General features: G+C 70.0%; 13 protein-coding genes and 1 other RNA gene. 3 read left to right on the plus strand and 11 right to left on the minus strand.

Translation table 11 applies throughout. The annotated features are described in order from the left end of the window. Positions 1 to 25: 25 nt before the first annotated feature. The 3 genes from ACGFNF_RS01405 to ACGFNF_RS01415 are packed head-to-tail and all read right to left on the minus strand — an operon-like array spanning position 26 to position 3,656. Positions 26 to 2,104: a glycogen debranching N-terminal domain-containing protein gene (locus ACGFNF_RS01405; RefSeq protein ID WP_393165329.1), complete on the minus strand. Its 2,079-nt coding sequence runs from the start codon at positions 2,102 to 2,104 to the stop codon at positions 26 to 28. Positions 2,105 to 2,117: 13 nt separating this feature from the next. Then, complete coding sequence (locus ACGFNF_RS01410) at positions 2,118 to 2,480, minus strand: SCP2 sterol-binding domain-containing protein (protein WP_393165006.1); 363 nt, start codon at positions 2,478 to 2,480, stop codon at positions 2,118 to 2,120. Positions 2,481 to 2,516: 36 nt separating this feature from the next. Further along, positions 2,517 to 3,656, minus strand: coding sequence for an FAD-dependent oxidoreductase (locus ACGFNF_RS01415; RefSeq protein WP_393165331.1), 1,140 nt, complete (start codon positions 3,654 to 3,656; stop codon positions 2,517 to 2,519). On the opposite strand from ACGFNF_RS01415, the gene ACGFNF_RS01420 reads away from it, so the two are divergent. After that, positions 3,588 to 4,409, plus strand: a complete 822-nt coding sequence (locus ACGFNF_RS01420) for a TetR/AcrR family transcriptional regulator (RefSeq protein ID WP_393165008.1) — start codon at positions 3,588 to 3,590, stop codon at positions 4,407 to 4,409. The two genes, ACGFNF_RS01415 and ACGFNF_RS01420, sit on opposite strands and share 69 nt — an antisense overlap. Positions 4,410 to 4,538: 129 nt before the next feature. Here ACGFNF_RS01420 and ACGFNF_RS01425 read toward each other — a convergent pair whose 3' ends face one another. The 3 genes from ACGFNF_RS01425 to ACGFNF_RS01435 form a co-directional block, all read right to left on the minus strand. Beyond that, positions 4,539 to 4,928 (minus strand): hypothetical protein, encoded by a 390-nt coding sequence (locus ACGFNF_RS01425; RefSeq protein ID WP_393165010.1) that lies wholly within the window; start codon positions 4,926 to 4,928, stop codon positions 4,539 to 4,541. A gap of 117 nt (positions 4,929 to 5,045) precedes the next feature. Next, positions 5,046 to 5,405, minus strand: coding sequence for a hypothetical protein (locus tag ACGFNF_RS01430; RefSeq protein ID WP_393165012.1), 360 nt, complete (start codon positions 5,403 to 5,405; stop codon positions 5,046 to 5,048). A gap of 145 nt (positions 5,406 to 5,550) precedes the next feature. Then, positions 5,551 to 6,093, minus strand: a complete 543-nt coding sequence (locus tag ACGFNF_RS01435; RefSeq protein ID WP_393165014.1) for a hypothetical protein — start codon at positions 6,091 to 6,093, stop codon at positions 5,551 to 5,553. Between the two features lie 733 nt (positions 6,094 to 6,826). On the opposite strand from ACGFNF_RS01435, the gene ACGFNF_RS01440 reads away from it, so the two are divergent. Further along, positions 6,827 to 7,174, plus strand: coding sequence for an ADP-ribosylation/crystallin J1 (locus ACGFNF_RS01440; RefSeq protein ID WP_393165016.1), 348 nt, complete (start codon positions 6,827 to 6,829; stop codon positions 7,172 to 7,174). Positions 7,175 to 7,516: 342 nt separating this feature from the next. Here ACGFNF_RS01440 and ACGFNF_RS01445 read toward each other — a convergent pair whose 3' ends face one another. Next, on the minus strand, positions 7,517 to 7,969 hold the full coding sequence (locus ACGFNF_RS01445) for a hypothetical protein (RefSeq protein ID WP_393165018.1): 453 nt from the start codon (positions 7,967 to 7,969) through the stop codon (positions 7,517 to 7,519). 188 nt (positions 7,970 to 8,157) lie between these two features. Beyond that, positions 8,158 to 8,575, minus strand: an RNA gene (gene rnpB, locus ACGFNF_RS01450) — RNase P RNA component class A. Positions 8,576 to 8,678: 103 nt separating this feature from the next. Between rnpB and ACGFNF_RS01455 the strand changes: the two genes are divergently transcribed. Beyond that, entirely contained in the window at positions 8,679 to 9,440 is a 762-nt protein-coding gene (locus tag ACGFNF_RS01455; protein ID WP_393165020.1) for a sulfite exporter TauE/SafE family protein, read from the plus strand. Between the two features lie 3 nt (positions 9,441 to 9,443). On the opposite strand, the gene ACGFNF_RS01460 is transcribed toward ACGFNF_RS01455, so the two are convergent. The 3 genes from ACGFNF_RS01460 to ACGFNF_RS01470 form a co-directional block, all read right to left on the minus strand. Beyond that, positions 9,444 to 9,992, minus strand: coding sequence for a hypothetical protein (locus tag ACGFNF_RS01460; protein ID WP_393165022.1), 549 nt, complete (start codon positions 9,990 to 9,992; stop codon positions 9,444 to 9,446). An 85-nt stretch (positions 9,993 to 10,077) separates the two neighbouring features. After that, entirely contained in the window at positions 10,078 to 11,733 is a 1,656-nt protein-coding gene (gene mctP, locus ACGFNF_RS01465) for a monocarboxylate uptake permease MctP (protein ID WP_357580969.1), read from the minus strand. After that, on the minus strand, positions 11,733 to 12,014 hold the full coding sequence (locus ACGFNF_RS01470; protein WP_311411956.1) for a DUF3311 domain-containing protein: 282 nt from the start codon (positions 12,012 to 12,014) through the stop codon (positions 11,733 to 11,735). Before ACGFNF_RS01470 ends, mctP begins: the two co-directional genes overlap by 1 nt. Positions 12,015 to 12,159: the final 145 nt, after the last annotated feature.

Genomic DNA, 12,159 nt, shown 5'->3' on the forward strand with positions numbered 1-12,159 from the left:
ACCGGATCCAGGGTTCGGCTCCGGCTCAGGGCAGGCCCGGGTCGGATCCGCCGCCATTGGCTCGTGGCCGGTCGAAGCGGTGCCGGGCGAACGCGTCCACCCTGCCCCAGCGGCCCGGGATGTCCAGCAGCGCGAGCCGGTCGAAGCCGGAGGGCAGTGCCGGGCTCACGGCGAGATGGTCCTCGTGCGGTTCGATGCCGAGCATGATCCGGATGAGCAGCAGGGACGCTCCGCTGGACCATGCCTGTGGGCTGCCGGCGGTGGGGTACCGGACCGGGTACCGCGTGGTGTGCCGGTCGAACCCGCCGAAGGCTTCGGGCAGCCGGCCCTGGAAGTAGGTGGCCGCGTCGATGATGCCCTCGGCGATGCGTCCCGCCTCGGCGGCGAATCCGTAGCGGCGCAGGCCCCAGGCGATGAACGAGTTGTCGAACGGCCAGACGGTGCCACGGTGGTATCCGAGCGGGTTGTAGCGGCCCTGCCCCTCGGCGAGGGTCCGCACTCCCCAGCCGGAGAAGAGCGCCGGCCCCATCAGGTGCTCGGCGACGCGCGCGGCCCGATCCGGCGGCACGATCCCGCTCCACAGCAGGTGCCCGATGTTGGAGGAGAGGCTGTCGACGGGAGTGCCGTCGCTGTCGAGGGCGAGCGCGTAGTAACCCCGGTCGTCGAGCCAGAAGTCCCGGTTGAAGCGCTCGTACAGCGCCGCCGCCTCGCTCTCCAGCCGGTCCGCGTAGGCCGGATCGTCCCAGAACGTACGGGCCAGCCGCGCCGCCCGGATCTTGGCGTCGTACGCGTAGCCCTGGGCCTCGCAGGTGGCCCTGGGGAAGCCCGGCAGCCTGCCGTCGGCGTAGGAGATGCTGTCCCAGGAGTCCTTCCAGCACTGGTTCTCCAGCCCGGTGACCCGGTTGCGTCGCTCGTACCAGAGGTAGCCGGTGGACGTCAGGTCGGCGTACTTGTCGATCCACGCCAGGGCCGCCCGGGCCTCCTGCTCCAGCTCCATCACCAGCGCCCCGTCGCCGCTCCACCGTTCGTACTCGTCGAGCAGCACCACGAACAGCGGCGAGGCGTCCACGGTGCCGTAGTACGGCGAGTGCGGCTGTTCCTCGAACGCGGCCGACTCGCCGTAGCGCAGCTCGTGCAGGATCCGACCGGGATCCTCTTCCAGGACGTTGTCGGTCCGGGCGCCCTGCAACGAGGCGAGGATCCGCAGCGTCGGCGGGGTCAGCGACGGGGTGAAGGGCAGGCTCTGCAGGCAGGTCAGCAGGCTGTCCCGACCGAACAGGGTCATGAACCAGGGCAACCCGGCCGCCGGCACGGTCGCGCCGCTGAGCGAGAGCGGAGCGAAGCGCAGCGCCGCCAGGTCCACCAGGCTGCGGTGGTACACCTCTTGCAGCGCGTCGCTGTCGGTGTCCAGCTTCGGGGCCTCCGCGAGCCACTCCCGTACGCTCGTCGGCAGCGTGGCGGCGTCCGGACGCAGCGCCCGCACGGCGGCGCGGAGGTCGACACCGTCCGGACGCAGCGCCCGCATGACGACCCGCAGCTCCGTCGACCACCGGGCGCCGGGCGGCAGCCGCAGCGTGAAGCGGAGCCCGTCCCGGTCGAAGTCGGCGGGCTCACTTGCCGAGACGGACACCTCGCGCCGGAACGTGCCGCGCTGGTAGCCCAGGCGCAACTCGTCCGGACCGACGTGGGTGTAGTGGCTGCCGGCCTTCTGGCGGATGTCGAACTTGATGTCGAAGATGTCGGCGAAGTCGGCCGCCACCTCCAGTCGCACGTCGAGGTCCATCTCCTTCTCGCCGTAGTTGAACACCGTCAACGACTCGGTCAGTTCCGGCCCGATCCGCCGCCGCCGGATCGCCGACACGTCGGCCTCCACGTAGTCGGTCTGCCCGCCCGGCACCACGAAGAACGCCGCCTCGTAGTACTGGCTGTCGTCCACCGACAGCGCGGTCAGCCGCTCGCCGTTGACGGTGAGCACCCAGCGGGACAGGAAACGCGAGTCGGCGGCGAACAGGCCGACCGGGGTCGCGGGTGAGGACTCCACGTCACCGCTGGAATCCGAGACGATGAAGGTGCTGCCGTCGATGCACGACACGGTGCCCGGGATGTCCTTCATGTGGTCACTCCGCGCGGCCGGAAACGGCCTGCTGCCGTTCGGCGGGGGGCACCGGGAACAGCCGCCCGATCCGCAGCGCCAACGCGAGGTTCCCGTCGACCATGATCTCGCCCCGGGTGATCCCGGCCAGGCCGTTCATCTCACCCCGCGTCATCGCCTCCGCGACGTCGGCGGCGACCGTGATGACCGTGTCCGCCGGGCCGTCGCCCTGCGTCACCCGCATGCTTCCGTGGTCGATGTCGAGCAGCCACTGCTCCACCCGGTCCCCCTCCCGGATGTCGAACCGGATGGTGCCGCGGACCTTGCACAACCGTGGATCGTGGCCGACATCGGCCAACTGCTCGAAGAAGGTGCTGGTCGCCGTCATACGACCTCCCCGCCGCTTGTCAGGAGCGCTCGCCGACTACCCCTCGTACGAGGGCGCTAACTCCTGCGGCTCGGGCCGCGGCGTGAAGAAGCGGACGATGTCGTCGGCCGCGGTCGGGGACAGCATCATCGCCTGGACTCGCGCGGACATTTCGGCGATCGGGATGATCCTGGTGAACATCGCCTCCTCGTACGCCCGGATCGCCGAGTCCGGGTCGGCGGGGTCGGCGGCGAGTTCGCCGGCGAGTTCGGCGCCGTCGAGCATGGCCTGGTTGGCGCCCTCGCCGACCGGCGGCATGAGGTGCGCGGCGTCACCGATGAGGGTGACGCCCGGCTGGTGGGCCCAGCGTGTGCCGATGGGCAGCGCCTCGATCCTGCGAGGCGTCGGCGCGCTGTCGCCGGCTTCGATGAGTGCGGTGAGACTCCGGTCCCAGCCGTCGAACATCTCCAGCAGAGCACGCTTGCTGCCGTAGGTGTCCGGGTGCCGATCGTCCGCACGGAGGGAGATGCCCACTCGGATGCCGCCGTCGCCGAGGCGTTGCGCGGCAAGGATCTGGTTCACGCCGACGCACCACAGGTTCCCGGGGCCGACCAGCTCGGCGATATCCGGGTGGCGCCGGTCGGCGTCACTGATGCTCAACTCCACCAGGGTGGCCACGTAGGACAGTTTCGCGTCGGTGAGCAGCGACCGCACGACCGAGCGCGCGCCGTCCGCGCCGACGAGGACGTCGCAGTCGGCGCGGTGGCCACCGTCGAACGTCAGCCCGAAGCCTCCGTCGGGTCGCGGCGTCGCCGCCACGAGCCGGTGCTGCCAGGCCACCGCGTCGCCGGGGAGCGAATCGAGCAGAAGATCGCGCAGTGCGGCGCGGTCGATCTCGGGGCGTCCGGAGAACGAGCCGGGTTGTGGCGTGTGGTGCACGAGGGTGCGCCCGGCCGGGTCGAGGATGCGATGTTCCTCGCCCTCCGGCCGCGCCTCGGACCGGAACCGGTCGGCGAGGCCCGCCCGGGCCAGGGCCCGCTGCCCGGACTCCGGGTGCAGGTCGAGCGATCCACCCTGCGATCGCGCGGATCGGCCCGCCTCGCGTTCGTACACCATTGCGTCGATGCCGTGCCGGTGCAGGATTCGCGCCAGTGTCAGGCCGCCGAGGCCACCGCCGGCAATCGCGATCCGCATCATCACCTCCGTTACCGTACGCTGTACCTCATGGATACGCCGTACGGTAGCGCGCCGTTGCCCGTCTGGGAACGGCCCGAGCCTCAACCGCGAGCGGCGCCGGTGCCGCTGAGCCGCGCGAAGATCGCCGCCACGGCCATCCGGCTCGCCGACGCTGACGGCCTCGACGGCCTGTCGGTTCGCAAGATCGCCAAAGAGCTCGGTGTCGGGCCGATGCGGCTCTACGACTACGTGACCAACAGATCCGAACTGCTCGACCTGATGGTCGACGCCGTGTATGCCCAGATCGCCGAGGCTGGCCAGCACTCCGAGTGGCGCGCCACGCTACTGGCCGTCGTCCACCGGACCCGCGACGCCGCTCTGGAGCATGAGTGGTTCGCCGACCTGCTCGGCGCGAGGCCGCACCTGGGACCTCATGCGCTCGCCGTGGGCGAATCGACCGCGGCGGCGCTCAGCCAGGCCCCCGGCGTACGCGGAATCGACGACCTCCAGCGGGCCGTGGGCGCCCTCAACGCGTTCATCATCGGGGCGCTCCGCAGCGAGGTCACCGAGCGGCGCACCGCCCGTGCCACCGGCACCGACGTGCCCGCGTGGCAGGCCGCCCTCGGGCCCTACCTGACACGCATGCTCGACACAGGCCGCTACCCCACCATCGCCCGGCTCGTCATCGACGGCGCCCACCTCAACGCCGAGGAGACGTTCCACCACAACCTGATCACCGTCCTGGACGGCATCACCGGCCATCCCCAGACGTGACCACCTGCTCCGGAACTAGCCGCCCGCTGAGAGCACGCACCTCGGTCAGACATCCAAATCTGCTGCAAGCAGCGCATCAAGGGTGTGGCAGATCAGTTGACAGACAGCCACCGCCCGGCGGACGTGCACCTACGGTTCTGGCCAGTCAGCCACGATGACCAGTGGGACCAGGTCCGGCGACCGGTAGTCGTCGCCAGGGAGGTACTCAATGTGCTGATGCCGACGAACTGCCCGATCATCGGCAGTCTCGGCCTGCTCAGCCACCCCATCCAGCGCGTCCCAGATGATGTCGAGATACTCACGCCCGCCGGAGAACTGCAGCGTGGTTCCGCCTCGCAGCCCGACAAGCAACGGGCCTGCGGTCGCCTTCTGACTGACGACCCCGCCGGTGACCGTCACCTCGATGGGCTCGGCATGTTGGCGAAGCAGCCGGCTGAGGGCACGGAGCGCAGCCGGCGGCCCGGCAAGCTCCAGCTCGTCGTCGCTGACGGCGAGACGGCAGCGTCGGTGACCCTCCATCGGCGCATTGTCCCTCGCCGCGCGAGCCTTGCGTCGCCCACCGCGAAGGCCTCCGCAAGCCCAGTTTTCATCGTGGTGCGCCGATCGTTGGCTGGGGGCCTACCAGCCGTGGTCTGACTACTGGCCGAATGTGGACCGCAGGTTCGCGTTGATCAGTTCGTTGAGCCGCTTGCGTAGGTATCCGAGCAGCGACGGGTCGGGCATGGGCTCGGCGACCAACAGCGTCCAGCGCAACTGCGTGCCCTGTCCACCGTCGGGCATCAGGTCGAAACGCACCTGAGCATCAGGGCGCCTGGGCCATAGTGACGACCACATGACCAGGCGCGGATGCTCCACGTGCAGGATCTGCGGCGTTTGCTCGTCGTCGAGCAGCCGCAGCCAGGGACGCGCCGGGTCGCGGTCGGGCTCGGTGAGTGCCTCGAAGACGATGGCCGGTGGGGGTGGCTGGCTACGCGTGCGGCTGCCGGCTTCGAGCATGCCTCAGACTAAGGGCGAACAACCTCGCCGACGGTCAGCTCCCGGGTCACCTGCACGGCCAGGGTGCAGGTGACCGTGTCACGTCCGCTGCGGTAGCAGCGAGCCTCGCCACGCTCCGGCCGGTTGTGGTCGGGGTGAGCCGGCGTCAGGGCCAAGTAGACGAGAGAATCAGGCCGCCGAAGGTCGAATGGTCACCCTCGCCCCAGCCGATGCCGAGGACGGGGCAGCCGGCAACCTCGACCGGACCGACGTGCAGCGGATGGTTCTTGGCGGACCGGCGAAAGTTGTTGTAGTCGGTATACGGCTCCACGGACAGGCCGACCCACGAATCGAGGGCGACGGCGTCGCCCAGGACCATGCCGCACCGGTCGGCAGGAAGGTCACCGAGCAACCGGCTGGCGTTCTCTCCGCCCAGACGAACCTCAAGCATCGTGATGGCAGCCTCGCCGAAGAACGGGGACGGCTGGGTAGCCGCCAGCACGGAAAGCGGACGATCTGCGGCGACAGGTACGGCGACCGCCTCGAACAGCCATTCCTGGATATGGCCACCACCAGTGGCGGCGACCGCCGCCGCACGATCGGAAAGCCGCTCGCCAATGCTCGGCCAGATGTAGTCGAGGTGCCCGACCGTCGCGAGGACCAAGACACCGGATGGGGCAGCGACCACACCCAACTCAACGAGTTCCACTCGGACGAGTCTGGCCTTCAGGCACAGCGCTGTCACGGACGCGATCCCGGAACCTCAGCAGCAGACCTAGACAGACTGTCTATGGCATTGCGGGTGCGCTCCTCGCTGGCTGGCATCAGGTGCCCATACACCGGAGCGCGAACCCGGGGTCGGTGTGACCGAGGTACGACGCAAGGGCCTTGATGCTCTCCCCCCGCGTCGAGCAGCGACGAGGCGTAGAAGTGACGCAGCGCCATGCATCCCGGTGGCCCGGATCGGCGTGATGCCGGCCGCGAGCACAGCGGGGCGCCAACTCTTGTTGTCGAAGGTACGCCGGTTGATCGCGCCCCGCCCGGTGGTGGTGAACAGCAGCGGCACCGTGACCCGCTCGTCGTCGGCCGGGTTCTCCAACGGCAGGGCAAGCGCCACCGGGTCGCAGTACTGATGTGCTGCCGCAGCACCAGAGCGACGGTACGGCCGGTGTCGAGATCCGCGCGCCGCATGGCGAGCGGCCGAACGCAGATGCCGTACTCGGCCGCAATCTCCTTCAGCACGTCGACCGAGCGAGGAAGCGCCATGCGGGCCGCCCGCGACCCGGCCAAGGAGTGACCGGGGGCGGGACGGGGTTCGACGCCAGGCAGGGTCAGAGCCGTCATCGGTGTACCTCCGGCGGTCAGGGCGGAAGGCGTGGAATTTCGGTTCGGCGGTAGGGGTACTGTCCGCTTTCACGACCGACCGCAGCGGCGAGGACTACATGAGCAGCGACGGAACGACTGTGCTGTGGCGCCCGATGGGACAGCAGGAACGCGACCTGGTCCGCGAAACGGGTTGGCGCAGGTGGCCGGCACTCTCGCCAGACGAAGCGCACTTCTTTCCAATCCTCAGCGAGGACTTCGCAATCGGGGCTGCCCGAGACTGGAACCTGTTCGGATCCGTGCGCTACGTGGCTCGCTTCCACGTCGAGACAGGCTTCCTGGGCCGCTACTCGACACGGTCCTTCGGCGGGTCCGCTGCTCCGATGCTGTGGGTCCCGGCCGAGGAACTGAACGAGTTCAACGCGCACATCGTCGGTCCGATCGAGGTCGTCCACGAGTTCCGTTAGTCGGTGACGGACACAGACGGCGCTCATCGGTCACCCTGCCGCCCAAGATCCTGGCCGAACGCGACCCGCTCGCCGTACTCCGCTTCACCGCCACCCTTGGGCGCCCCGCCGTCGTCCGCCTGGTCGACGAGGCCATGACCCGCGAGGAAGTCACCGCGGCCCGCACCGCCGAACCCACGCCGTACGGTCGGGAAACCGGATCACCGGGTCGCGGCGCCAGCTCCACCGCCAGGAGGTGCCCGACCCTCCCCCACAGCCGACGGCTCCGCTCCGGAACCATCGAACGCCGGCCCTCAGGCGGCCCGCAGCGGCATAGCCAGCCCGGCTCGGGAAGAGATCCTACTAGCTGCCGACACTGATGACCTTCCCGCCGAGCCCGGACCGGGACGTGGGCTGGCCGACCAGCTCGACGAGCACTTCGTCGCGACAATCCTCGCCGAACACGGCAGTAACGGCTTCGGTGAAGGCGGAGACGAGTTGTGCGATAACTCTGGCTGCGTCCTCGCGCGCGAACACTTCCTCCCGCATGCCGAAGGTGACCGAGGGGGCGGCTGCAGCGACCGCCGCTCCGCCGCGGGCCCATCGACCGGTAGGAACGCCGATCAGCCTGACATCCACCGAACTTCTAGCCCACGCGCCATACACGGAGGCGACGGCGTTGGTCAGTTCCTCAATGAGGTTGGGTTCATGCCCGACCAGTTCCTCTTCAAGCGCGTAAAGCGTAACGTGGGGCATCGGCAACTCCTCGGTGTCGGATTGCAGCGGCGAACCAGTGACCGGATCGTCTGCGAGCAAGCAGGGTAGGGCCCGTCGTCCGCATGCCGGAAGCGATTTCCATCCTGTCGCCGAACCGAGCCGGCGCTCAGGGCGTCAGGGCGCTCTCAGGGCGTCAAACGCCGGCCAAAGTTGACCAAGAACGACCATCGGCGCCCGGATATAGAACCAGCTCAGAGCCTCGATCAGGTCTCTGAGCTGGTGGGCGACGGACGAGTCGACCTGTACGCCGGATTCTGTGACCGGCGCGCGCCCCGAGGGGCTCGCGTCGGCGGCGGCCATCCATCTAGGCCTGCCGTCGCCGGCAGGCTCGAGCGGCCTACCCGCAGACATCGGGCGGGCAGCCCTCAAGCGTCTGCGCCGGGTCGTCATCATCTCTGGTGACGGCCCTTGCTTGGCCTTGCTCCGGGTGGGGTTTACCGAGCCACCCCGGTCACCCGGGGTGCTGGTGGGCTCTTACCCCACCGTTTCACCCTTACCGTCCCCGATGGGGCCGGCGGTCTGTTTTCTGTGGCACTGTCCCGCGGGTCGCCCCGGGTTGCCGTTAGCAACCACCCTGCCCTGTGGAGTCCGGACGTTCCTCGGCGGCGGGCCGGAGCCCGCCGACGCGACCGCCCGGTCGACTCGTCCGTCGCGCATCCATCCTAACGACGCCACGGCCGCACCCATTGCCACCCCGGGGCCGACCGGCACCCGTTCTGCCGGAGGTGGGTACTAGCCTCTGGTGACCATGGACGTCTCCGACGCCGCGCTGCTGCTCGCCGCCGGTCTCGCCGCGGGCACGGTGAACGCGGTGGCCGGCGGGGGCTCGCTCATCACCTTCCCGGCGATGATCGCGGTGGGCCTGCCGCCGGTGCCGGCCAACGTGAGCAATTCGGTCGCGGTCTTTCCGGGGTACGTGGCGAGCGTGGCCGGCAGCCGGCAGGACCTGCCGCCCCGGCGGATGCTGGCCACGCTGGTGCCCACCACGATCGTCGGTACGATCGCCGGCGCCCTGCTGCTGCTGGCCACCCCGGCCCGGGCGTTCGAGTTGGTGGTGCCCTTCCTGGTGCTCGGGGCGACGGCGGTGCTGGCGTTCCAGGATCCGCTACGTCGGCTCGTCGGGCATCCGCGCGACCTGGCGCCGCGCCGCCGTACGGTCACCGTGCAGGCCATGGTCGCCGTCGGCGCGGTGTACGGCGGCTACTTCGGCGCGGCGCTCGGGGTGATGCTGGTGGCGGGTCTGGCCCTGGTGCTGGACGCGACGCTGGCGCGGGTGAGCGCGCTCAAGAACCTGCTCTCCGCCCTGGTCGGGTTGACCACGCTGGTGGTGTTCGCGCTGTTCGGGCCGGTGAACTGGGCGGCCGTCGCGGTCGTCGCGCCGGCGACGCTGGTCGGCGGGTACGCCGGCGCGCGGCTGGTGCGCCGGCTGCCGCCGGTGGTGCTGAAGGTGCTGATCGTGGTCTTCGGCACGTCGATCGGGCTCTACCTGCTCTGGCGCGCGCTGCGCTGACGGCTAGTGGTCCTGGAGCGTGAAGAAGAGCGTCCGGTGCTCGACGTCCAGGAAGGCGGTCCGCCACCGCGTGGACGGGGTCGCCTCGTCGTACGCCCGGCTGTGCAGCCACCGGGGCGCGGCCGGCAGGAACGGCGCGAGAGCGGGCCACGCGTCCGCCGGGCTGCCGGACTGGGGAGCCGGGACAGCGGGTGCGTACGGCGCGAAGCCGTACCGCTGCGCCAGCGTCCGCGCGTCCGCCGGACGCAGCCGGACCACGCCCTGGTACGCCCAGTCCACCGGGCCCGGCGCGCGGCCGCACGGCTCGCCCGAGAGGGAACGCACCTGCCAGTGGATCTCCGGGTAGTCGCCGAGGTCGGGCAGTTCCTCGGGCGGAGCCCACCGGTTGGTGCGCACCTTCGCCTCCTCGGCGCGCACCGACTCCCGGCACTCGGGCGTGTCGCCCGGGTCGTTGTCGACGGCCCGGATCGCGGCTCCCACGCACCCGACGACGACCACCAGCAGCAGCGTGGCGGAGCCGCCGAGGACGGCCACCAGCGTGCGTCTCGTCATGGTCGTCAGCGTACGAAGGGCGTCCACCCCCGCCGCGTCGCCCCCGGCCGGCAGGGGCCGGGGGCGACGCGGCCCCTGGAGAGGCTCAGGCGACCGGTTCCGGGGCGGCGTCGGCGTCCCGGTGCGGGCCGGGTGTGACGCGCGGGTCGCCCTCGTCGGCGAAGTAGTCGTCCGACGTGGTGCCGTCGCCGCCGTCGCGCACCTTCGCCGCCCGCAGCACCACCGTGAGCAGCGCCGCGACCGCGAGGTTGACCAGCACCGCCACGATCCCGACGTAGATCGTCTTCGGGGTGTCGAAGCCGAAGTCGGCAAGCGGGAACGCCGAGCCGCCGAAGTGCTTGCGGCCGGTCGCGGCGTTCGGGATCTGGTAGAGCATCCACATGCCCAGTCCCATGCCCGCGATCCAGCCGCCGATCAGCGCCCCCCGGTGGAACCAGCGGGTGTAGAGGCCCAGGGCCACGGCCGGCAGCGTCTGGAGGATGATCACGCCGCCGATGAGCTGGAGGTCGATGGAGAACTGCGGGTCGAGGAAGACGATGCAGGCCACCGCGCCGACCTTCACCACCAGCGAGGTGATCTTGGAGACGTTCGCCTCCTGCGCGGGGCTGGCGTCCCGCTTCAGGTACTCCTTGTAGATGTTGCGGGTGAACAGGTTCGCCGCCGCGATCGACATGATCGCCGCCGGCACCAGCGCGCCGATGCCGATGGCCGCGTAGGCGACGCCGGCGAACCAGTCGGGGAACTGCTGGTCGAACAAGACCGGCACCACCGTGTTGCTGTCCACGGTGCCCTCCTTCGACCCGGGCAACGGCTTCACCCCGGCCGCGATGGCCATGAAGCCGAGCAGCGCGATCAGGCCGAGCAGCAGGCTGTACGCGGGCAGCGCCGACATGTTCCGCTTGATCACGTCGCGGTTCCGGCTGGCCAGCACGCCGGTGATGCTGTGCGGGTAGAGGAACAGCGCCAGCGCCGAGCCGAACGCCAGCGTGACGTACTGGAGCTGGTTGTTGGCGTTGAGCAGCACCCCGTCGCCTGCGTTCGGCGACGCGTCGAACTTCGCGTCGGCGGCGTCGAAGATCTCGCCCCAGCCGCCCAGCTTGTACGGCAGGTAGAGCACCGCCACCAGGATCACGATGTAGATCAGCGTGTCCTTGACGAACGCGATCAGCGCCGGCGCGCGCAGCCCCGACTGGTAGGTGTACGCGGCCAGGATCGCGAAGGCGACAATGATCGGCAAATGCCGGGCCAGCGTGCTCTCGCCGGTCACCCCCATGGTCTTGAGCACCGCCTCGATGCCGACCAGTTGCAGCGCGATGTACGGCATCGTCGCCACGATGCCGGTGATCGCGATCAGCAGCGCCAGCACCGGCGAGTCGAACCGCTTGCGGACGAAGTCCGCCGGGGTGACGAAGCCGTGCCGGTGCGAGACCGACCAGAGCCGGCACAGCACCAGGAACACCAGCGGGTAGATGACGATGGTGTACGGGACGGCGAAGAAGCCGGCCGCGCCGGCACCGAACATCAGCGCCGGCACCGCCACGAAGGTGTACGCGGTGTACAGGTCACCGCCGACCAGGAACCAGGTGATCCAGCCGCCGAAGTTGCGCCCGCCCAGCCCCCACTCGTCGAGGTGGGCCATGTCCTTCGGGGCCCGCCACCGGGCCGCCACGAATCCCATCCCGCTGACCAGCAGGAAGAGCACCGAGAAGACGATGATCTCGGTGAGGTGGTCGCGCCACATCAGCGATCACCCGCCGCCGTGTCGCCCGGCCCGTCCGACGGCGTGCCGGCCCGCTTCTTGGTCATCTGGTACACCAGCGTGGTGGTGGCCACGCCGAGCAGGATGTAGACGAGCTGGAGCCAGTAGAAGCGCGGGAAGCCGAGGAACCGGGGCGAGTCGGCGTTGAAGAAGACCGGGATCAGGGGCACCACGATGGGGATGAAGAGCAACCAGTTCCAGGGGCTGTGGTCCTTCGCCCTGGAGCGCGCCGCCGTCGGCGCCTCCGGTTCGGGTGCGGCCATTGCGACAAACCTCCGCGAGTCGTAGATCGACACAGATGACGGCCGGAGGCTACGACCCTGTGACCGGGGTCACGTTCTGCGGGAGGAGGTTGCTGCGCCGAACGGCGGACGGCGTGCGCCGAACGGCGACCCCGGGCGGCCGGAC

This window comes from Micromonospora sp. NPDC048868, assembly GCF_043198195.1.
Taxonomy (GTDB): domain Bacteria; phylum Actinomycetota; class Actinomycetes; order Mycobacteriales; family Micromonosporaceae; genus Micromonospora; species Micromonospora reichwaldensis.